21 protein-coding genes and 1 pseudogene are annotated in these 21,790 nt (G+C 45.5%); 9 read left to right on the top strand and 13 right to left on the bottom strand.

The features are described from left to right. Positions 1-474: 474 nt before the first annotated feature. Complete coding sequence (locus tag RIG27_RS03515; RefSeq protein WP_446342483.1) at positions 475-1,047, bottom strand: DUF924 family protein; 573 nt, start codon at positions 1,045-1,047, stop codon at positions 475-477. Between the two features lie 408 nt (positions 1,048-1,455). Here RIG27_RS03515 and RIG27_RS03520 point away from each other — a divergent pair, with 408 nt between their 5' ends. Then, a complete protein-coding gene (locus tag RIG27_RS03520; RefSeq protein ID WP_446342485.1) occupies positions 1,456-2,694 on the top strand; it encodes a family 10 glycosylhydrolase in 1,239 nt (412 codons plus the stop codon). A 170-nt stretch (positions 2,695-2,864) separates the two neighbouring features. Next, the gene (locus RIG27_RS03525) at positions 2,865-3,068 is read left to right on the top strand and encodes a DUF751 domain-containing protein (protein WP_446342487.1); all 204 of its coding nucleotides are present in this window, start codon (positions 2,865-2,867) and stop codon (positions 3,066-3,068) included. Here RIG27_RS03525 and RIG27_RS03530 read toward each other — a convergent pair. Then, a complete protein-coding gene (locus RIG27_RS03530) occupies positions 3,024-3,398 on the bottom strand; it encodes a hypothetical protein (RefSeq protein WP_446342489.1) in 375 nt (124 codons plus the stop codon). The genes RIG27_RS03525 and RIG27_RS03530 overlap by 45 nt on opposite strands. On the opposite strand from RIG27_RS03530, the gene rbfA reads away from it, so the two are divergent. After that, entirely contained in the window at positions 3,339-3,737 is a 399-nt protein-coding gene (rbfA, locus tag RIG27_RS03535) for a 30S ribosome-binding factor RbfA (protein ID WP_446342491.1), read from the top strand. The genes RIG27_RS03530 and rbfA overlap by 60 nt on opposite strands. Before the next feature lie 261 nt (positions 3,738-3,998). Further along, positions 3,999-5,645, top strand: coding sequence for a glycoside hydrolase family 3 N-terminal domain-containing protein (locus RIG27_RS03540; RefSeq protein ID WP_446342520.1), 1,647 nt, complete (start codon positions 3,999-4,001; stop codon positions 5,643-5,645). A gap of 64 nt (positions 5,646-5,709) precedes the next feature. Here RIG27_RS03540 and RIG27_RS03545 read toward each other — a convergent pair whose 3' ends face one another. Then, the gene (locus RIG27_RS03545; RefSeq protein WP_446342493.1) at positions 5,710-5,847 is read right to left on the bottom strand and encodes a hypothetical protein; all 138 of its coding nucleotides are present in this window, start codon (positions 5,845-5,847) and stop codon (positions 5,710-5,712) included. Between the two features lie 116 nt (positions 5,848-5,963). Between RIG27_RS03545 and RIG27_RS03550 the strand changes: the two genes are divergently transcribed. Next, the gene (locus tag RIG27_RS03550) at positions 5,964-6,224 is read left to right on the top strand and encodes a DUF4327 family protein (RefSeq protein ID WP_446342522.1); all 261 of its coding nucleotides are present in this window, start codon (positions 5,964-5,966) and stop codon (positions 6,222-6,224) included. A 379-nt stretch (positions 6,225-6,603) separates the two neighbouring features. Here RIG27_RS03550 and RIG27_RS03555 read toward each other — a convergent pair whose 3' ends face one another. Together RIG27_RS03555 and RIG27_RS03560 are read right to left on the bottom strand one after the other, a co-directional pair. After that, positions 6,604-6,996: a hypothetical protein gene (locus tag RIG27_RS03555; protein ID WP_446342495.1), complete on the bottom strand. Its 393-nt coding sequence runs from the start codon at positions 6,994-6,996 to the stop codon at positions 6,604-6,606. A 119-nt stretch (positions 6,997-7,115) separates the two neighbouring features. Further along, on the bottom strand, positions 7,116-7,466 hold the full coding sequence (locus RIG27_RS03560; protein ID WP_446342497.1) for a hypothetical protein: 351 nt from the start codon (positions 7,464-7,466) through the stop codon (positions 7,116-7,118). A gap of 224 nt (positions 7,467-7,690) precedes the next feature. Here RIG27_RS03560 and RIG27_RS03565 point away from each other — a divergent pair, with 224 nt between their 5' ends. Further along, positions 7,691-8,599, top strand: coding sequence for a cation diffusion facilitator family transporter (locus RIG27_RS03565; protein WP_446342499.1), 909 nt, complete (start codon positions 7,691-7,693; stop codon positions 8,597-8,599). 195 nt (positions 8,600-8,794) lie between these two features. On the opposite strand, the gene hemJ is transcribed toward RIG27_RS03565, so the two are convergent. The 3 genes from hemJ to RIG27_RS03580 all read right to left on the bottom strand — a co-directional run bounded on the left by hemJ (position 8,795) and on the right by RIG27_RS03580 (position 10,220). Continuing rightward, the gene (hemJ, locus tag RIG27_RS03570) at positions 8,795-9,397 is read right to left on the bottom strand and encodes a protoporphyrinogen oxidase HemJ (RefSeq protein WP_446342501.1); all 603 of its coding nucleotides are present in this window, start codon (positions 9,395-9,397) and stop codon (positions 8,795-8,797) included. 133 nt (positions 9,398-9,530) lie between these two features. After that, positions 9,531-9,956, bottom strand: a complete 426-nt coding sequence (locus RIG27_RS03575) for a PIN domain-containing protein (RefSeq protein ID WP_446342503.1) — start codon at positions 9,954-9,956, stop codon at positions 9,531-9,533. A 9-nt stretch (positions 9,957-9,965) separates the two neighbouring features. Then, the gene (locus tag RIG27_RS03580; protein WP_446342505.1) at positions 9,966-10,220 is read right to left on the bottom strand and encodes a type II toxin-antitoxin system Phd/YefM family antitoxin; all 255 of its coding nucleotides are present in this window, start codon (positions 10,218-10,220) and stop codon (positions 9,966-9,968) included. A gap of 200 nt (positions 10,221-10,420) precedes the next feature. On the opposite strand from RIG27_RS03580, the pseudogene RIG27_RS03585 reads away from it, so the two are divergent. The 3 genes and pseudogenes from RIG27_RS03585 to RIG27_RS03595 all read left to right on the top strand — a co-directional run. After that, positions 10,421-10,588, top strand: a pseudogene (locus RIG27_RS03585) (transposase); the annotation flags it as partial. Positions 10,589-10,678: 90 nt separating this feature from the next. After that, entirely contained in the window at positions 10,679-11,728 is a 1,050-nt protein-coding gene (locus tag RIG27_RS03590; protein ID WP_446342507.1) for a DnaJ C-terminal domain-containing protein, read from the top strand. A 625-nt stretch (positions 11,729-12,353) separates the two neighbouring features. After that, on the top strand, positions 12,354-16,709 hold the full coding sequence (locus tag RIG27_RS03595; RefSeq protein ID WP_446342509.1) for a GAF domain-containing protein: 4,356 nt from the start codon (positions 12,354-12,356) through the stop codon (positions 16,707-16,709). Between the two features lie 4 nt (positions 16,710-16,713). Here the strand turns inward: RIG27_RS03595 and RIG27_RS03600 are convergent, their stop codons facing one another. The 5 genes from RIG27_RS03600 to RIG27_RS03620 all read right to left on the bottom strand — a co-directional run bounded on the left by RIG27_RS03600 (position 16,714) and on the right by RIG27_RS03620 (position 21,577). Beyond that, positions 16,714-17,250 carry a peroxiredoxin family protein gene (locus RIG27_RS03600; protein ID WP_446342510.1) on the bottom strand — a complete coding sequence of 179 codons (537 nt, stop codon included), beginning with the start codon at positions 17,248-17,250 and terminating at the stop codon, positions 16,714-16,716. Positions 17,251-17,400: 150 nt separating this feature from the next. Then, the gene (locus RIG27_RS03605) at positions 17,401-17,994 is read right to left on the bottom strand and encodes a peroxiredoxin (RefSeq protein WP_446342512.1); all 594 of its coding nucleotides are present in this window, start codon (positions 17,992-17,994) and stop codon (positions 17,401-17,403) included. A gap of 462 nt (positions 17,995-18,456) precedes the next feature. Further along, positions 18,457-19,251: a phospholipase D-like domain-containing protein gene (locus RIG27_RS03610; RefSeq protein WP_446342514.1), complete on the bottom strand. Its 795-nt coding sequence runs from the start codon at positions 19,249-19,251 to the stop codon at positions 18,457-18,459. Then, on the bottom strand, positions 19,248-19,694 hold the full coding sequence (locus RIG27_RS03615; protein WP_446342516.1) for a hypothetical protein: 447 nt from the start codon (positions 19,692-19,694) through the stop codon (positions 19,248-19,250). Before RIG27_RS03615 ends, RIG27_RS03610 begins: the two co-directional genes overlap by 4 nt. 8 nt (positions 19,695-19,702) lie before the next feature. Continuing rightward, a complete protein-coding gene (locus RIG27_RS03620) occupies positions 19,703-21,577 on the bottom strand; it encodes a hypothetical protein (RefSeq protein ID WP_446342518.1) in 1,875 nt (624 codons plus the stop codon). Between the last annotated feature and the right edge of the window lie 213 nt (positions 21,578-21,790).

The following is a 21,790-nucleotide window of genomic DNA, read 5'->3' on the forward strand; positions in this document are numbered from 1 at the left end:
TAATCCCTAAACCCGCCCCTACACCTTAATGTAATTCATCCGGCATTTCTAATTACTTCTTCCTCGGTCAATACAGATAATCTTATTCATAACATTGATAGGCAGGGCGGGTTTTGTATTCCAGTTAGTATGAACTATCAAGGTTAATCACTAAACCCGCCCCTACACATTAACGAATGTAACCAATTTTACATTTCTAATTGCCTCTTTCCCAATTACCAATCAAAAAGCAGCCTGTCTAACTAGACAAGCTTTAAACCTTAATGTCAATAATGGCGAAATATTTCTATGTAGTGCGAGCATCTTGCTCGCTACTAAGCATCTTGCTCGCTACTAAGCATCTTGCTCGCTACTAAGCATCTTGCTCGCTACTAAGCATCTTGCTCGCTACTAAGCATCTTGCTCGCTACCCATTTCTAATTTAAAGGCATAACAGCTTATCTCTTCTGCCTTCTGCCTTCTGCCTTATCCCGATCAAAATGAGGAACCTGGTTGTTTAAGAAATGCCACTTCTTCCGGTGTACTTTCTCGACCCAGAATCGGGTTACGATGGGGAAATCGCCCAAAACGTTCAATTACCTTGAGATGGCGATAGGCGTAATCAATCGTACTGGCACTATCTGGATCATGTTTCAGCGTAGAAAATAAGTCAACACACCGACGCTGGTGGGCTAAGTTCTCACTATGTTCATAGGGCATATAAATAAACCAACGCTGTACCGGGAGCAATTGTTGGTCAAAACCCTGTGACACCGCATGTTGGGCGATGGCTAAAGCTTGAGAGTCAGTAGCAAAGGCTTGAGGTTGACCCCGAAACATATTGCGGGAAAATTGATCTAACAGTAGAATCAGCGCCAGACAGCTATGAGGCGATTCCTGCCAGTGGTTGAGTTGACCCGTCGCCGCTTGTTGATACTCGTTCAAAAAGCGCGATCGCACTTCTTCATCAAAGGCTGAATTTTTGGTAAACCAAGCCTGACGAGGTTTCCCATACTCTGGGTGATCAGGCTCTCCAAACCAAAACGCTAAAATTTTGTCCTTTGTCATTCGTCATTTGTCCTTTGTCATTACTGTAGGGACAATCCCCTTGCATCAATTAAGACTTGCTTTGTACTCAATTGGGTGGGATCGCCCTCTCCTCAACGTTCCCTGACATGATCCCAATGGGGTGAAGAACGCGATCGCAACCGAGAATGAGCAAATGAAGCAATGGGTTAAGCTAGGAGTAAGTGGATCTAGGTTTCTAGTGCAAGAAAGCAGAAATAACTGAACAGCTAATATCTCCCCCAGCTTCCCCAGCTCCCTCTGCTCCCCCTGCTTCATCGTATCTACGAAGCGGCTCTTGTATTTTTGCCGCGCTGCACTAGCCAGGTTGCTCCTCACCCCCTAAAGCAACTGCAACCAGAATCTCTTTCTCCAAGCTGTGTCATCATTAAACCATTACGCTTTGTTGTCATGCCAGCGAAAAAAGAAAAGAAGGGATGTGGATGTGCTTCTATTCCCATTTCATTAATCCTTGTTTTGTTAGGTGTTGGTTATTGGGGATTTATGCAGCGAGATACTCTACTTGCTCATCTCAATATCCGCCAATTTTTGCCAAATAATCAACAAAGTCATCAACAACCGACTCCATCGAATCCTCAACCCCCAACCCCGACGAATTTAACTCCTACGCCTAGTCCAAGCGTATCGGTTGCCACTTCTCCCCTAGAACCTGTTACTCCAACTCAGACACCCACACCTAATCCACAAGCTTCACCATTACCTACTACCCCCAAACCATCCCCATCCCCTCAAACACCTTGGCAGAAAAAGGAAATCCGAGGAATTTATTTAAGTCGGTATCAAGCAACAAATAATGCTACCGAAAAAATGATTCGTGAACGAGTCCGTTATTATCGCGATCAAGGAATCAATACCATTATTCATGGAGTTTGGGGCAATGGTTGCACCATGTATCCCAGTGAGGTGATGCAGCAAACCTTCGGATACAACAGTTGTCCTAATAAGTTTCAAGAGCAATGGTTAGAGTGGTTGATTGATGAGGCGCACAAGCAGGGAATGGAAGTTCACGCCTATTTTGAGAAGGGAATTAAAATTGATAAAAATAGCCCGATTTTTGACAGAGCCATTGCTCAACGATGGATTGTGCCTGGGGTGGATAAAACTTATGCGGGGATTGATCACTACTTACTGGATGTAGAACTGCCAGACGTAGCGACTTTTTTCAAAAAGATATTAGTTGAGTTTGTGCAAAAGTATCCGACGATTGATGCTGTGCAGTGGGATGATTACCTAGGGTATCATGCTGACTTACCCGGAAAAGTCGATCGCACGACTCATTTGACTAATTTTGTCCAGCAAATGATCGCTGATATGAAGAAAGCAAACCCAGCCGTGAGTTTTGACCTTTGTCATCATAATCCTTATTGGAGTAAACGCTACTTTGCAGCAGATTGGAAAAACTGGAACGTTGATCGAGTATTTATTCAAACCTATAATGATGACAACTTTAAGCAAGAGCTAGAGTATGCTGAGAATTATGCAGGGGTGGCTATTTCTGATCAGCAGTTGTATCGTCTAAAAGAACTGATGAATAACAGCAAAATTAAGAGTATTTTAGTGTTTCCGGCATCGGGTAAACCGGAAGAGGCAGCAGCTTCAATCAAAAAGTTTACTTCTATAAATCAATAACTGCCTCAAGCTAGAAATTCAGAGAAATAAGATATAGTGCATAATGGCAGATGTTTCTGCCTCTGTGCTAACGGCAGCCATGTTCCAGACATGCCATGGTATGTCTGAGAACTCCAAGATACAGTAATGACAGGGGTTTCCATTCGCCCCCTTACCAACCCGATTTTCTGATGAAAGACTTTTTGCAAAACATTAGCCGATATCCCCGTTACCTGATTAGTATATCCTTGGGCATCTTCTTTGCCTTATTTGAACGCTTTAAGCCAGTCCTGAGCAATCCAGTGAGTGCGATCGCGCTCGTGAGTCTGGTTGTGGGGACATTTCTGTTTTTAGTTTTCACCCTGCGTGCCATGCTCGGACTGAATCCAGTTTAGGGGATTAGGGAGTGAGGGAGATGGGAGAGCAGGGGAAGCTGGGGGAGCTGGGGAAGCTGGGGAAGATGGGGAAGATGGGGAAGATGAGGGAGATGGGGAAGTTAACTCAAAACGCTTACCTGTTCCCTGTTCCCTGTTCCCTAACAAATGACCAATGACAAATGACCAATGACCAATGACAAATGACCAATGACAAATGACCAATGACCAATGACCAATGACCAATGACGAATGACGAATGACGAATGACCACTTAGTAAAGGGGGCGTTATGGCTACAAATCGCCGTGTGTCTAGGGTTTCCTCGCTGATTCAGCAGGAAGTCAGTCAAATGTTATTGCACGATATCAAAGATGACCGTGTTGGTGCTGGAATGGTCAGTGTTACTGATGTCGATGTTTCAGGTGACTTGCAACACGCCAAAATTTATGTCTCAATCTATGGCACCGAAGAGGCAAAATCGGAAACGATGGCAGGTTTACAATCAGCTACGGGTTTTGTCCGCCGCGAATTAGGTCGGCGGGTGCGCTTGCGTCGTACCCCAGAGGTTGTCTTTATTGAAGACCGAGGCTTAGAACGTGGCACTCGTATGTTGACACTATTGAATCAACTCTCACAAGAACGTCGCAGTAAGGGACTCGATGATCAGTTTGAGGCAGAAAACGAGTGATATAGTGTTTACATTTGAGATTTAAAACTAAGACGTTCGACTTTTACGCTATACGCTATGGCATAAGCTGTAATCCTTGACAGGCAAGCATTCCAAGTCAGATTTTCTAACATGAAAAACTCCGAGGCATTTTTAGGTCTCATTTGAAAACGCTATATCATGTCCGTCTAACTTGCCACCTGGCTCTTTCCCTAGGAGTATTCTGCCCTCTGCCCTCTGGCTGGGAGAGTACCAATGTGTAAGTATTTAACCAAACATGATATGAATTCCTTACCCGACATTCAGTCTCTCTCCTTGGCACAACAGGTGGCGCAGATGGTTGTGGTGCGGGCGTCTGGCTACCTGTTTGACCATCAAATTCAGTATCCGGCTTGGGAACCTCCAGCCGCTAAATTGCAGCATTGGATACAGGATTGGGGGGTAGGCGGCGTGATTTTACTGGGTGCGAGTGCTGGGGAACTGGCGCTGAGATCGCAACAATTACAAGAGTATGCCCCAATTCCCTTATTGATTGCCGCCGATATTGAAGAAGGAGTGGGTCAACGCTTTGCTGGGGCGACGTGGTTTCCGCCACCGATGGCAATCGGGGCGATTGCCTGTGAAAATCTGGATAAAGCCCAACACTATGCTCGACAAAAAGGGGCAATTACGGCTCAAGAAGCCTTAGCGATTGGGATTAACTGGATTCTCGCCCCTGTGGTTGATGTGAATAATAACCCGCAAAACCCGGTGATTAATGTGCGGGCATTTTCTGACACACCGGAAACCGTGAGTCAATTGGCTTGTCAGTTTATCCGGGGAACCCAAGACTATCCGGTGTTAACGACGGCGAAACATTTCCCGGGTCATGGGGATACGGCGATCGATTCTCATTTAAATTTACCAATATTATCTCATTCGCGATCGCGACTCGCACAGATCGAATTTCCCCCGTTTCAAGCGGCGATGGCGGCGGGTGTGGATACGGTGATGACGGCTCATCTGTTGATCCCCAGCTTGGATGAGCAATTTCCGGCGACGTTATCTGAGAAGGTGTTAACCCAACTGCTGCGCCACGAGTTAGGGTTTCAGGGGTTAATTGTCACCGATGCTTTAATTATGGGTGCGATCGCGAATCGTTATGGTGCAACGGAAGCCCCAGTAAAAGCGGTGGAAGCGGGGGCGGATATTTTATTGATGCCCGTTAATCCAGAAACAACGATTCAAGCCATCTGTGACGCGGTAACGGCGGGACGAATTTCACGCGATCGCATTCAGGCATCTGTGGAACGAATTTGGCAGGCGAAGACAAAAATTAATGCAGGTGCAGAAGTACCAGTACGCCAGAGTGATCCATCTCAACCGTTATCGTTTCTGAATCATCTCGCTCAACCGACGGCGATTCAGACAGTTACTCATATACTCCGCGATTCTCAACAAGTAGGCGGTTCCCTTCCCCTGCGCTCAAAACCGCTTCCCAATAGTTCTCAGGGACGTAACCTAATCATTGTGGATGATATTCTCACCTGTGATGTTTTGGGGCGAAATGCTCCATCCGTTACTATCCCCCAACAGTTTGGCTACCAACTGCAATGGGTGGATCGCCATACGTCAGGGATATCCAGGGAGGAGAATGATCGGCTGATTCCCACGCTGCTACAGCTTTTTATTCGCGGTAATCCATTTCGGAATACGGCTGGGTTAACCACCGTGGCGATGAATTGGCTACAGCAATTATTAAAAAATCAAATCTTAGAGGCATTGGTGATTTATGGTAGCCCCTACATCCTAGAACAGTTCCGACTCCACCTCAGAGCCCAGACGCCTTACGTCTACTCCTACGGACAGATGCCAGAGGCGCAGGCGATCGCACTTAATGTATTATTTGATCAGATTGAATCTGGTTATGGGTTAACAGAATTTATTTAAGTTTTATTAATTATTTTGCCGCGATCCAGATCCCTTTCTTAGAGACTGTCTGAGTGTCAATTCACTAAATTAACGGCATGACTAGGGTTTCAGCCTGTAATCGGTAGCTAGCCGACGGGGATATAATTTTTATCTTTGGTTTCATCCCTCGGCTGAAGCGCGAGGGAACCTGCACCATCGCTGTTCTGTAATTTTTATTCATAACTTGAATAACTTTGTAACTTCCTATACGGAACGAGATACCTTTTCAGGTTAGCCAAATTCGTTTATAGTTAGAACGTAGTACGATGTTTAGTCAGGATGGTATCTATGAGTCCGATGAGTCTTCAAACTGTTCCCTCTACTCCCTCTACTCCCTCTACTCCCTCGATTCGATATTCCATTGATGTGATTCAAGAAGAAGCACGTCAACTCGTAGAGAAAGGAGTAGTCAGCCGTCAGCAACCCATCTACGTTCTCTGTCAATACATTCCCGCTCGCGAATGGGTTGGTGTCGAATGCGAACTAGAGCTGTGCGATTTCTTGCTGAGAGACCGCATTGGGGATTTGATAGGTTCCGAAGAATGGGAAAATGATTAAATAGCCTCAGGTAAACGTTCGTTATCGGTTCGTTGTCATTGGTTGTGTCATTGATGAATTGCCGAGTCAAGGACAAGTACGGATTTAGTTTGGCAAACCCTTTCATCATTAGGCTTCAGCCCTAGCTATTGCTCCTGATACACCCCTAAAAAAAGGAGACCACTAACAAAGCACCAATGTAATTGCATATTAAAATTTGGATAACCTGAAATAATGTAGGGGCGCATAGACATGCGCCCTTACCAATGCCTGAAAACTGATTCCCTAACTAGAGCAGAAGACTCCCCTCAGCTTCCAGACGTTCCACCGGAACGTCTCTACATGGCTTCCCCTGCTTCCCTCCCCTCACCCCCAAACTTATTCAGCAGACCCTACTTATTTATTGATTTGAGTCAGGATTACGCATCTGCTCCAACTCAGTACGGATCAGAGCAATTTGCACAGTCAGTTCTTCAAGTTCCTGTTGGGTATTTCTAGACGTGGTTCCCGTTGGTGGTGTTGAACCGCTATCGCTAGGTGTTGATGGTGTAGCTGAGTCTGTCGGTTGGTTCATTTGACTGAACATCTGTTCAATCAAGCGTTGAGCCTCTTGCTCGGTTTTTTCGCCTTTTTTTGACAACTCAGCAACCTGTTGGTTGAAGTCTAAGTTCAGCAGGGACAGGTTTTCTTCCCGCTTTTGCTGATCCTGGAGACTTTCGATCAGGGAAGTGGTAGCCCCTAACGATACACGAAAGCCAGTTTGTAAAACGTCTTGGATATTGTTAGAACTCATAACTAAGATAAGGGTTGACCCGTTGGTTATTTTACAATACTTGACACTTTCCAGCCGAAAGGCAAGGACGAGGGACTTGAGAGCCATTGGTTTTGGTCAAGTTGCCCTGCCTTAACGTGTCACCCAACTTGTTCTAGATACTGATTGACATCCTCAATCACCCGAGTCAGTTCAGCTTCCGTACTCAAACGGATGCGTTCATCCCGCAGTGTGATTAGAACTTTAGCCGCAAAGGGACTGGGATAAATATTGGGATTGCAGAAAATTTCCAAGAAAACGTCCCCAGTATATTGGTACTCTATTGGTTTTTGCGGACTAGGCTTGCTGGTACTGCCTGGGGCTTGAGCCGTAGCTTTTAAAGTTTGTACAAGTTGGGCGAGTGCCTTTTGCAAATTTTGGGCAGCTTCCGGCGTAAATTTGAACGATACAGACCCTTGAGGCAGATTAAGCGTGAGCGAAGTGGGAATCATGCGTAATAAAGCTTAATAGTGAGTGCTTACAGAATAGCTTGAACCATCAAGGGTAAAGCTATCGCCCTGTCCTTTGCGTTTAAACCTTGGTCTAGAAAAATTTGCAAGAAGCCTACCAACATTTAGGGAGCTTGGAGAATTAAAAGCATTAAATGACAAGGGTTTGAGTCATTTTCCGGACTAAACTAAGGATAGGGGAAATTCCTTATCGAGGGGCAACCATAATGCCAGCCGACAAACGTGCTGAAATTCGCAAAGTTTTGCTGATTACCCTGGTGTTGAATGTATTCGTGATGGTATTGAAAGCCGTTGTGGGCATTTTAACAGGGTCTTTGAGTTTACAAGCCGATGCATTGCACAGTGTCACCGATAGTGCCAATAATGTTTTGGGCTTAGTGGCGAATCGATTTTCGTCTCCTCACCCCGATCGCGAACATCCCTATGGTCATCAGAAGTTTGAAGCTTTGGGCGCTTTGGGGATTGCGGCATTTTTAGGGATCGCTTGTTTGGAAATTCTCAAAGGCACGATTGAGAGGATTATGGATGGTTTGACACCAATCACAATTTCTGGGTTGGAGTTGTGGTTACTGGTGATTGTCTTAGGCGTGAACATTTTCGTTACCTTCTATGAAAGAAATGTGGGGAAGCGGGTGGGAAGTGCGATTTTGATAGCGGATGCTCAACACACGATGAGTGATGTCTGGGTAACCATTACGGTTTTGGCGGGATTGATTGGTATCTGGCAAGGACGAGTGTGGAATCTGCCCCAGCTTCAATGGTTAGATGTGATTCTTGCCTTTCCTGTCGCCCTGTTAGTGTTTCGCAGTGGCTGGGAAGTGTTAACGGATAACTTACCCTGGTTAGTCGATGAAGTCGCGATCGCACCCGAAGCGATTCAAGGGATTGTTATGCAAGTTCCTGGAGTCCTCAACTGCCATCATATCGCCTCCCGTGGCGTCTTAGGGCGTCAAGTCTTCATTGAAATGCATCTGATTGTTGATGCTAAAGACGTGGAAACCGCTCACCAAATTACTGAGGCGGTGGAGGATCGATTAGAAGAACGCTTTAATCCAGTGCGCGTGTTGATCCATGTCGAACCTCCAGCTTATGAGTCGGATCAGATTACCTTTTAACCTGAAGTTCCCCTGGAAAAAGCCTGACTTTTCCACAAATTTTGCTACTTTTCCACAGAAACCCCTTAGTTTTCCACAAAAGATCAGGAAAGGTTAATCCCAATCTTTACGGTTCTTAACCAGAAGAGACGTTCCAGGGGAACGTCTCTACCACAGTTCATTTCTCCTTAAAGAAGCCTGTTACTGAACTGATCTTCAAGCCGATACCTGTTCTTTGATCTCATCGCTGGTTGCTGAGGATGCCTCCGCCAGACGTTTTTCCTTATCCCGCTTCCGTTTTTTCGCATAGAGTTGAATTGATGCTGCCATAGCAATAACCAGAGCAAAGATTCCCCAAGCTGTAATATCCGTGGGTAAACTATTCTTAAATACAGCCAGTAAAACAATCGCCACGAGTAGGACAGTGGGAGCTTCGTTGAGGGCGCGGAACTGTTGACCCGTCCATTGACAGTCTCCAGAAGCTAACCGTCGCATCAACCGACCACAGTAAAAATGATACGCCAGCAACACCAAAACGAACGCTAGTTTCGCGTGCATCCAACCGGATTTTAAAACCTCTGGTTCAGTCGTGAGTAAACCAATTGCCATGGCAACCGTCACCACCATTCCCGGCGTGGTAATGATGTTATAGAGACGCTTCTCCATGATTTGGTATTGATTTTTCAGAATGGTTTGCGCGGGTTCGGCTTCCTGAGAGGCTTCAGCGTGATAGACGAAAAGACGCACCAGGTAGAATAAGCCAGCAAACCAGACAACAATGCCAATTAAGTGAAATGCCTTATACCAGAAGTAAGCCATACATTATTCCTTTGCGATTGAGTGATTGGAGTAGAGTGGGTAATCTGTGAGTATGTATATCCTATTCAGATTTTGCCCCATTCTCAACACATCGAAACCGATCCGAAAATTCCAGTTGGGGTGGGTAATTAGTTTACGATGACAAGTATAAATGAACGCGATCGCTTGTCCAAGTGGCAACACCTGCACCGAAAAAGTCTGTGTCTTCTGTCCAAATGGGACAATCCAAGGTCAAAGCCAGGGCAACAATCGACCAGTCGTTAATATCTCTCATAGCGATTCGTTGTTTGGCTTGTTCTTCGTAGAAGTTGTATAAATCATAATCCACAACTTCGATGAGACAGGTTAACTGCTCTAGAACATCGAGAGCTTCCTGGGCAGGTAAGTTACGCTTTTCAAACAATGGCGGTAGGTATTTACTGGCATCTAAATAACACTCATCTGGGGTAAAAAATTGGGCGGTTGTTACATATTCTTCTAATAGCCCTCGAACCTTTCTCCCTAAAACAGCGCGAACTAAGATATTTGCGTCCAGAACAATTTGTTTTTTGGTTGACATGAAAAGGATTTAGGCTTTGTTTTCGCGGAGTTGGCGAAATTCCTGCACCAGTTCATCTTCACTAATTCCTTGCTCGGCTAGTAAAGCATCGAGTTTGGCTGCTGCTTGTTTGAGGGCTTCTAGTTCAGCTTTGACTGGCTCTTGATGGGCAGGAACAAAATATCCTACAGTTTGTCCGTGACGCATAACAGCAACGGGAGCAGCAGCATCTATATACTTGGCTAAGTTCTGTCTGAACTCCCGAACACCAATTCGCTCTACCATTTCACTCTCTACTTTTGATCTGTGTATCGTTGTGTACACAAATCATAGCACAGGTTTCGATATCAACTTTTATGTGTAGGGTGGGGAGAGCGAAGCGTAACGCACCTTTACCCCCATCCATGGTGTGTCTGCGTAAGTCCTGGGATTATGACTGAAGGGGCTAGCAACTGTAACCTAATTTCTGATCGTATCTACTCACCAAACAAATCGGTTCATCCAACTGGAAAAGAGCCTCGAACAAGATAGCCCGTTTGCACCGGAAGATAGCCAACATCCGGAAAGACACACTACACAAACTGACCTCCTATCTAGCCCAAAACCACAGCCGGATAGGAATAGAGAACCTGAATGTGTCAGGCATGATGGCTATTGTTAGCAAATGTTAGCAAAATTATATCGGTAGAGACCTATTAGCCCAGTTTATCGATTAAATCCTTGGAGTAGAGGAGAAACCCTTCATGGCTGCAACTGACTTTAAAGACTACTATGCCGTCCTAGGAGTGAGCAAGACGGCTAGTGCCGATGAAATTAAAAAGAGTTTTCGACGTCTGGCGCGGAAATACCACCCAGACATGAACCCGGGTGACAAACAAGCCGAGGCTCGATTTAAAGAAGTTAACGAAGCCTACGAAGTCTTGTCTGACCCCGAAAAACGCAAGAAATACGATCAGTTTGGTCAGTACTGGAAGCAAGCCGGAGTTGGTGGATATCCTGGAGGCGGGGGTGCTAATGTTGATTTCGGTAATTTTGATTTTGGTCAATACGGTAGTTTTGACGAGTTTATTAACGAACTTCTAGGGCGCTTTAATACAGCCGCTACAGGGACGCCAGGAGGGACGGGAAATCGTCGGACGTACACTTATCGCTCTACTCCAGGTGGCGCAACGGGTGCTGGCTTTAATGACTTTACCAGTGGCAATGGTTACTTTAATGATTTCGCTGGTTATGAAAGTGGCAAAGCAGCAGGAGCAGGGGCGGATCGGGAAGCTACAATTACATTGAGCTGGTCTGACGCCTTCCGGGGTACGCAAAAACGGATTAATTTGGGCAGTGAAGTCATCGAAGTGCGGATTCCGCCCGGTGCTAAACCAGGGAGTCGGATTCGGGTTCGAGGTAAGGGTCAAGTGAGCCAATACAACCAGCAACGGGGTGATTTGTACTTAATTGTAGACGTGAAACCTCATCCCTTCTTCCAGTTCGAGGGTGATAACCTCTTGTGTGAAGTGCCAGTGATGCCCGATGAGGCAGTCTTGGGTGCCAAGATTGAGGTGCCGACTCCTGATGGTAAAGTGAGTGTTAATGTGCCAGCCGGGATTCGCTCAGGTCAATCATTACGGTTGCGCGGTAAAGGCTGGACTCAACCGAAAGGTGGACGCGGTGATCAACTGGTGCGGATTGTCATCGCTACACCAAAAGATATCACGTCAGTTGAGCGGGAGTACTATGAAAAAATCCGGGAAAGTCGTCATTTCGATCCCCGCAGCTATTTGTCTCAGGTACGTCTTTAGATCCGTGTGGGGGGAGTGTTTTGACCCCTCGCTTCGCTGTTTTACGGTACAGGAGTGTAGGGTGCATCCCTTTGGGGCTTGGTAAAGACAAATAAACTTAACCGGATAGTAAATCAAAATACGTAACGGATTTATAACGTTTTTTAAACTTATTCATGGATTCCGTCACAGTAATGGGAATTTGTATTAGCTTATGATTAGATAGCCCAAAAACTGTATGCATTGTCATATCATGTCTAATTGAACCTGTGAATGAGAAACGGACGCAGGAATCTGGAGAGACGGAAACAAGCCGTGTTTTTTATTGGCAAAGTGTGACATGATATAATCACCAAGTTCAGTGCGTCTGGGAAAAAGAAAAAGTAGAGATAGAATGGCGAGCGATAACTAGGTAAGAACAATCGCTGCGCTTTAGCTTCTCTGAAGACAGGGAAAAAGGGTTTCGGAGCTAGTCTGGAATTTGACATGGGTGAAAGAGGCTAACTCTTGTCTGAATCTCCCGTCAAAGTTAAATATTTTTTACTTACAGTCATGCCTCCAAAGGTGAAAAAATAAATAATAATTTGAGGGTTATGAGCGATAAAATGCCTCAATTAATGATCATCGAATTGGCATGAGTCAACTTATGAAAAGATTCGATTTAAAAAAGTCCCAATGGATGAACATTGCCAGAAAAAATCATCAGCCTGGAAAATTATCATGGACAGGCAATAGTCCGGATCAACTAAAATGGATGCGGATATTGTATGAGACACTTCCCTGCATTTATTTCACCCTTAATTTTGATGGGGTGATTTTGGATGTAAGTCAGTTCGGTGCAGCCTATTTGGGGTATGATTTTTGGGAGTTAGTCCAAAAGCCAATTCATCGGCTTTTTGCTCCAGAAAGCCAATGCCGATATCAAGCCCTATTGACTCATCTAAGCCAGCATCCGACTGAAATTCATCCCTGGGAAACTCGATTAATTGCTAAAGATGGCAGGATAGTCTGGCTTAAGGCAAGAATTCGTTTGATTCCGATAACTGCCTCAAATTCGGTGATCAGCTTAGTTTGTGAAGAGATAACAGAGGCTAAGTCACCAGCGTCGCCCCCAACTCCCGATCGCAATCATGATGAAGCTGTTTTAATCACCAATGACAACGGTGATTTTACCTATATTTGTCCTAATATAACCTCTATTTTTGGTTATTCTTTGTCGGAAGTCCGCGCTTTGGGTAATATTACTCACCTGCTGGGCAACTTACCCTGGAATTGGCAAGCTTTAGCTGTCGCGGGAAATGTTCGTAATGTTGAAGTAGAAATTACCGATAAGACAGGCAAACCCCGTACTGTATTGGTTAATGTTAAGCCAGTTTCTATCCAGGGAGGAACAATACTTTATCGCTTGCGGGATAGCACGAATCGCCAGTTCGTTGCAGACAAGTGGCAACCTGAGGCTGATCGGTTAGCACCTAGTCTAGCCGATCCGACAACGGAACAACTAAGTAAGACCAAATACACCCAAGACATTCTGCAAGAGAGTGAAGCCCGATTCCGCACGATGGCAGATAATGCCCCTGTGCTGTTATGGATGTCCGGTACAGATGGGTTATGTACGTTTTTTAATCAGGGCTGGTTGCGGTTTACTGGGCGCACTCTGGAACAAGAATTGGGTAATGGTTGGGCTGAGGGGGTACATTCTGACGACTTATCATCTTGTTTAGAGACGTATCAGCAGGCGTTGAATGCTCGTCAAGCTTTTTGTATGGAATATCGCTTGCGACGAGCAGATCAAGAATATCGCTGGATTTTAGATACAGGAACTCCTCGATTTACTCCTAGTGGTCAGTTTTTAGGGTATATCGGATCGTGCATCGATATTACCGATCGCAAGCAAACCGAAACCGCCGTGCAACAGCAATATCTGCGGGAGCGGTTAATTGGGGCGATCGCGCAACGGATTCACTATTCCTTAGACTTAGACGAGATTCTCAACACAACTGTAGCGGAAGTGCGGCAAATTTTGGGGTGCGATCGCGTGCTGGTGTTTCGCCTCTATGGAGATGGGAGTGGAGTCGTGGAAGTCGAATCCGTTGACGTGAACTGGAAGCCGATTTCCGGAACCGTGATCAACGATCGCTATTTTGCCGAAGACTATATCCACCTTTACCAAAAAGGGCGCGTCCAATCCGTTGAAGATATTTATAACGCTGGGTTAACTGACTGTCATATTGAATTATTAGCTCAATTCCAAGTTAGAGCCAACCTGGTTATCCCCATCGTCCATGAGGAGCGCTTGTGGGGATTGCTGGTGGCTCAACAGTGCCAAACCACCCGAAAATGGCAACCCTGGGAAATCGACTTGCTGCAAACGCTCTCCACCCATACAGCAATTGCCATTCAACAATCAGAACTCTATCAGCAAGCCCAAACTGAAATCCACCAACGCCAACAAGCAGAAGTAACCCTGCGACAACAAGTTCAGCGAGAGCAGTTAGTCGGGGCGATTACTCAACACATCCGTCAATCACTGAACTTAGAGGATATTCTCGAACGCACCGTGGCCCAGGTGCGACAAGTTCTGCAAACTGATCGGGTGATTATTTTGCGCTTCAATCCCGACTGGAGTGGTGAGGTGGTGGTTGAATCCGTCGATCCGCGCTGGTGTTCGATTTTAGGCAACCGCATATATGACCCCTGTTTTGAGAAAACCTACCTCTCGCTCTACCAACAAGGTCGAGTCAGAACCCTAGATGATATCTATGGGGCTAATCTGAGCCAGTGTTATATTGACTTACTCGCCAAGTTCCAGGTAAGGGCTAACCTGGTTGTGCCAATTGTCCACAGTAACAAACCCCTACCTCTCCCACAGTCCCAAGCCGATGTCCAAACACCCAGCCCAAGCCCAACCCGCTTATGGGGACTACTAATTGCCCATCACTGTAGCCAACCCCGGAACTGGCAATCCTTTGAGATTGACTTACTCGACGGGTTAGCCTCTCAGGTGGCTATTGCCATTCAACAAAGCCAACTCTACGAACAGGCAAAATCTCTGTTCTGGCGAGAGCGAGTCCTCAATCAAGTGACTCAAGCCATCCGGCGTTCATTGGACTTAACCACGGTTTTTGAGACAGCCGTCCAAGAGATTGGCGAACTCTTACCCGTGGATCGGGCGGAAATTGTCCAATATGTGCCAGAACGCCAGTCTTGGTTATCGGTGGCAGACTATCGCCGCTCTCTAGAGGATAGCAGTACGCTGGGGCAGGAAATTCCTGATCAAAATCATCCTTTAGCTGAACGACTCAAGCGATTAGAAATTATTCGCATCGAGGATACGAGTAGATTTAACCAAGGTTTAGCTCAAGACTTTCCAGGAGCTTGGTTATGGGTTCCTTTACACTTTAATTCTCAGATATTAGGGAGTTTAACCTTAGGCAAAACCAATCATCCCGATTCCTGGCAAGACTCAGAGGTGGAATTAATCGTCGCCATTGCTGACCAAGTCGCGATCGCGATCGGTCAAAGTCAACTGTACCATCAGGCTCAGTATCACCTCAAACGAGAACAAGCGATTAATCACCTAACTCATGCGATTCGTTGCTCCCTCGACTTAGACACGATTTTTTCTACCGCCACCCAGGAAATTGAGAGCCTGCTGCAAGTGGATCGCGCTCAAATTATCCAGTATGTGCCAGAACGCCAACTCTGGGTGAATGTCGCCGAGTCATGTCGGGGTGACTGTTTGCCCAAAGCCTTGGGTGTAGAAATTCCCGATCAAAATAATCCTCTGGCTGAACGAATCAAACGCTTAGAAGTCGTGCGGATTAATGATAGCCGCTGTTTTGTAGACGCAACTAATACAGCCATCACGCAACAGTTTCCGGGGGCGTGGTTGTTGGTTCCCCTGCACTGTGGTGACTCGGTTTGGGGCGCTCTAGGGCTGATGATGGATAATCGAGCCTACAATTGGCAAGACGCCGAGGTGGAGTTGATTTGTACCATCGCCGATCAATTAGCGATCGCACTCCAACAAGCGGAACTCTACAAGCAAAGTCGCAAGGCGGAAGCCAAAGCCTTAACCCACGCCCAACAGCTTGAGCAAACTGTTACCAAACTCCAGAAAACCCAAGCCCAGTTGGTGCAAAGTGAAAAAATGTCCAGCTTAGGGCAGTTAGTCGCGGGAGTTGCCCATGAAATCAATAATCCAGTTAACTTTATTTATGGTAATTTAGTCCATGCCAGTGACTATACTACCGATCTTTTAGGGTTAATCGAACTCTATCAACAGCAATATCCCCAAATCACCCCCGAAATCCAGTCCGAAATGGACGTGATCGATCTGGAATTTTTGATAGAAGACTTGCCTAAACTGCTGGATTCCATGAAAGTCGGAGCAGAGCGGATTTGTGAAATTGTCTACTCCCTGCGGAATTTTTCTCGTATCGCTGAAGCGGAAATGAAAGCCGTAGATATTCATGAGGGCATTAATAGTACCCTGATGATTCTGCGAAACCGACTCAAAGCACGAGGCGAAAATCCGGGCATTCAGGTGATTAAAGAGTATGGTGATCTGCCAAAGCTTGAATGTTATGCTGGACAGATTAACCAAGTGTTTATGAATTTATTTGTCAATGCCATTGATGCCATTGATGAGCAGAACAAAAAGCGGTCATTGGATGATGTTAAAGCAAACCCTAGCACAATTCTAGTCCAGACTGAAATCTTAGAGAACCAAGAGGTAGCCATCCGAATTATCGACAATGGTCCCGGAATGAGCGAGGAAGTTCAGCAACAACTGTTCCATCCCTTCTTTACCACTAAACCGGTGGGAACGGGGACAGGTTTAGGATTATCGATTAGCTATCAAATTGTCGTTGAAAAACATGGGGGTCAGCTTTTCTGCCACAGTAATTTAGGACAGGGAACCGAGTTTATACTCCAAATTCCAGTGCGTCAACATCTTCCGGGAAAAACTGATACTATGTTCGGTAATAAGCAATGAACAACTAATCAAGGGTTGACAGTAACTTCTCCATCTCAGCATTTGGCGATAAGAAAGAAAACAAATGTTTAAAGCGGAGTTTACCTTGTTTATCGAGCAAAAACTGAGCAGGTAAAGGCGCTCCCAGTGCTTGACCGACTTGATAGGCTTGAAAGGTGCGACAACTTGGATCACTCAACAGGGGCATTTTTAACCCTAAATCCTTGACCACAGTTTTGCTTTGCTGAAAATCGGTACTCGTTATCATTAACACCTCTACCCCCTGCTGAGTAAATTGCTCGTATTGCTCATTCATCGCCTGAATATGGGGATAGCAAAGGGGGCAATATTGCTTTTCGGTAAAAATGCGGGTAAATGCCAGCAGAATCGGTTGCTGTTCTCGGTAACTGGATAATCTCACCTGACGATTATTCGTGATATCCGGTAGTTCAAAATCCGGAGTCAGTTGTCCTAATTTCAAAGGATTAGTAGCCGGGATGGGAAAAAAATTACGCAGAAAACGCTCGTTGAATAAACCCCTAAAGTCAGTTGATGTTAGCATTGGCTGAATCTGATCCAACAACTTATTTTATAGTATAGCAACCGCCATGGCTGTTAGGACACATCATTTATGTTCCAGACGCGCCATGGCGCGTCTCTACAATGGTGCCGAACGTCGGTGCTCCCCTTCCAGCTATTTATTATGTAAACCTTAAACTGCTGAGAAGTAAACCTTGGACTTAACGGGATCAGGAACCATGGTTTTGTCACCGGGTTGCCAACCTTGAGGGCAAACTTCATCTGGATGCGCCTGAACGTATTGAATCGCTTTCAGAGTCCGCAACACTTCATCTACATTCCGACCAAAAGAAAGGTTGTTGATGGTCGAATGCTGAGTAATACCATCTTTGTCGATAATAAACAATCCCCGTAGGGCTACACCTGCATCGGGGTCAAGAACGTTATAAGCGGTACTGATTTCTTTCTTGATGTCAGAAACTAGAGGATAATTGAGATCACCCACACCACCACTCTTGCGATCCGTTTGAATCCAAGCTAGGTGAGAGAATTCACTGTCCACGGAGATGGCGAGAACTTGAGTCCCAACTTCTTTAAATTCACTAAAGCGATCGCTAAATGCTGTAATCTCTGTGGGACAGACAAAGGTGAAGTCTAGTGGATAGAAGAATATGACTACATATTGACCCCGGTAGTCGGACAGTTTGATAGTCTTAAATTCTTGATCAAAGACCGCCGTAGCGCTGAAGTCAGGAGCAGGTTGACCAACTCGCAGACATCCTTCCATGAAATTATCCTCCTTGAATATTTTGCTGTATGCGTTCGCTATAGCTTATCAGTTTTAGTCAATAAACACAGATTATTTACGAACTGTTACGACTATATCATAATCCATAGTCATAACGACTAGGACTTACCCACGGGTTTGGTTAATCCCATGCGCTGTTTCAACATCGACTTCCGTGAAAAGGGTTCATCCCAAGTTATGCGCCTCTTTGAGCGAACATTAGCTAGTTGTGCCTGTATCAACGAGAATATCATTTAAGGTGATGGAACCTACTGGTTCAGCCGGAATAAAACCTCGTGCTGCGATCCATATTAATTAATCAGTTCGTAGCATGGGTAGGACACGGCAATGTTTTTGAAAGAATACAGCTAGTCAATCGAGTATTTTATCTATGTTTTTATAAATTTGCCGCCAACTATAGTGATTTTATATTCTGGGTTTTCTTGTTCAAATTTGCTTAATCTATTGATTTATCTGTTTCAATAAATTTTGTAAATCTATGAAGCTTTGAAGCTGTTGACTATCAGTAAAAGCTAAATAGTCCTTTAATGGGTATTCCTCACGCTTTAAGGTCTTATCAAGACTGTAATTCTGTGCTAGTACTGCTCTATTTCCCATTTGCTGAGCTATGGATTGTAACTTCGGAAGCTCAGTCTCGTCAGTTATTTCTACCATCAGTTCATCGTTATAATTTAGCCCACCATTAGTGAAGTTAGCACTTCCAATCAATGCTCCCAGGGGAGTCCAGAGCAACTTAGCGTGGAGTTTATCTAAGTAGTATAGTGCAGCTCCCTTTGCCTGTAGCATTCGACCAATACGAATAGTTTCCGCGTGTACGGTAGCTGCACTAGCTAGCTGCTCAATCTCTGTATTGAACTCCTCTATGACCTCTTCGATAATGTCGTAACCTTGTAAATCTTCTTCTTCCTTTCTTTCCTCAAGCAAGCGTCTTCGTAAGTTAAGCTTGTATGCTAGACGCTTAAGTTGCCTAAAAGGAATTAGTTCTCCAGGAGGCTTCGTGATTACGCGGAGCCTGTGTTGTTCAGCTAGACGGGTGAGCAATTGGCTCAATTCAATTTCCTCCCTCTGCCCACCCAGCAAACTGGCAAAGTCTCCGAGTTGAGCGATCGCTAAACGAACATCTTTAAGCCAGGGGCTAATCAGCCAGACCTCACCCTTGGCATCCAGCGAATCCACGAGCAACTTGGCTAAACCCCTAGAAAGGGTTGGTTTTGGATAGTTACCATAAACCTTCATGTATTTCCTTGGTAATAGAACACCTGTTGCCCAATAAAAGTTTCATGGTCAAAGTCCCGCTTAATTCTTTCAAATCCCTGATTTTTGAGTTGAAGCCTATAAGCGTCATCGGGTTCGCCTTGATGTTCGAGGATTACATAACCCCCGTTTTGTTGAGCGATCGCTACTAAGTTTTCAACAGGCTCCTGACCGTACTCACGAGTCAGTTCTTGGGTCAAAAGATGGCGAGCCATTTTCAAGTAACGTCGAGAAATGGTATGGCGCATCACATCAATATGCCCATGATCGCAGCTAGCTGCCAAACAAGCTGGACAGGCATCCACACAAGTACTCAGGCTCATATTCTCAACTTGAGCCAGGAATCGGTCTAATGCATTTGCTGTGTCCTCCGAATCTTCATCCTCTAAACCTAAGTTTTGGGTATGGTCTTCATACCTCTGCATCAACTGAGCTAGATATAGTTTGTTGGTTCCTGTTGAACTTGTGTGGCTGCATAACCTGCCAGTTCCCTTGGGGTTGAAGGTCGCTTAAATCTCTCAGCCAAGGCATCTTCCAGATGCAGTAACTCAATTTGTAAGCCAATGCGGGGCAAGGTCGGCCCTGCAATGTTCAGTTCACTCGTGAGCAATCCAGCTAAACGCTGGAGTAAAGGATCGTTTTTGTCCTTTACCTGTTGCTCAACAAGGGGGAAAAGAAAATCTCTGGGGTTTTGTCTGTCCTGTGGTTCAGATTGGAAAAATGTTTCTTGGAAGTCCAGAAGTAGCTGCTGATTGTCTCGTAAGACTCTTTTCAAAAAGTCTTCTTCATCACCTACGGGACACGATAAAGTTACTTCCCACCAACGCTTAAGCAAATGGGTTTGATTCTCTTTTAGTACCTCTGATGCCAGCCTTGTCGCCCCATTACCATCTTGGTTGCGTTCGTAAACGTAAAACGAAGTATCCCACGGCTTTTTCCCGTAGGTTAATTTTAGTATACTGTGGCTGCCTATCTCCTCATCACGAGTGCTACCTTCTGTCAGAAACAGATTTCTTGTTGCTTGTTTCAGCGAATGAACTATGTTGTCCATCAAGTAGCCCAAGATTTCCGATTTCTTGGTGAGTTTAGCGAAAACCTGCTCCTCCAAAAGTTGTCTAGTATTTGGGGGATTTGTTGATTCTTTAGATGTGGTTGTTTCAGCTTGAAATGCGGTTATATCAAATAACGTGCCTTGAATGGCACTATCACTCTGAGATTCAGTAATGCTATTGGAATAGGTCAGAATTGAAACCAATCGCTCTCTGAAGTCTTCAGGAACAACTCGATGGTCACGCCAGTAGTTGTCACATACTATGTCCACCAGCTCATTCAACCCATCAGGATTAGTCAGATGATCTAAAAAAGTTCGCCAGTCTTCCGTTCCCCTCGCTCGTGACTCCGCACGCATGGTGGCAATGATGTCTGCTACTTTACGCAGGTCAAAAGCAGTTAAGGGATTTTCTACTTCCTTTGGTTGCCAAAAACTCGACTTGAGCAAGAATCGAAGGTACTGGTCTTGTAAGTGACTTTTGCGTTTAGGATCATTCCATATCTCCTCGAACAAAGACTCAGCTACTGTATATAGCTGTTCGTATGAATAGGGAACCCGTACTCCCTCAGTTCTCAAGTCATAGCCGTACAGGGTGGGCTTCCCATCGTGTTCGCTGATGTATCTAACTGTGTTTTGACCCATCCCCGCGTGCGGGTCTGTCCTGCCTTGACGTAGCAACTGCTCATCAGGTAGCAACCGAATACGAGCCTCAGCTCCGTATTGAACTTCCCAGACATTGAGCATTGAGCGATTTTCCCCGACTTCGCCATAGTAGAAATCCAGATTATTGACCAAGCCTTTGAATAGGGGAGGCAATTCTAGTCTGTGCCGAGGCTCTACTTCCTCTTGATCTGCCGTATTTACCTTGACCACGCTGAAAGACAAGGGGTAGCTATTAGAATTTGGAGAGACTGAACGAACCTGGTCTGGATAACGCTGGTCAAGCTGTTCTCTTTTGCTTCCATACCTCAAGTCCACGCTACCGTCAGGGTTAAACGCGCCCCACCATTCAGTATTCGGATGCTTTGGATCATTTAGTGAGTCCGTACCAAAGTCCCATAGTTCCAGATAGCGAACTCGGTAGAAACGCTGCGGTATAGCTTGACTGTAAACCTGCTCTACATTTAAGGGTAAGTAATCTTGCCAATTACTCCCCCACACTTGATCGAGCTGCTTGAGAAGCAGAGAATTGAAGGGTCCAGGATTTTCCGGACGTTTTTCGTACTTATACCGCTCCATAGCTACTGCATTGGACACTGGTCTTCCTTTAAAGTTTTCCCTTGGTTTTACAAAAGCAACTAAGGGTCGCCAGTAAAGATGGTAGCGAGGGTTTTGACACTCCCACGGCTTAAAGCGCGTGGGATTCTACATTCATCGTCAGAACTTGCTCTACCAGGCTTGCGCCAAGTAGCGTAGAGGCTCCAACTCCTGTAGCGTTACTTCGGGATTGCCCATCCCTAGATTTTGCCT

Source organism: Coleofasciculus sp. F4-SAH-05 (assembly GCF_040222985.1).
GTDB lineage: Bacteria > Cyanobacteriota > Cyanobacteriia > Cyanobacteriales > Coleofasciculaceae > Coleofasciculus > Coleofasciculus chthonoplastes.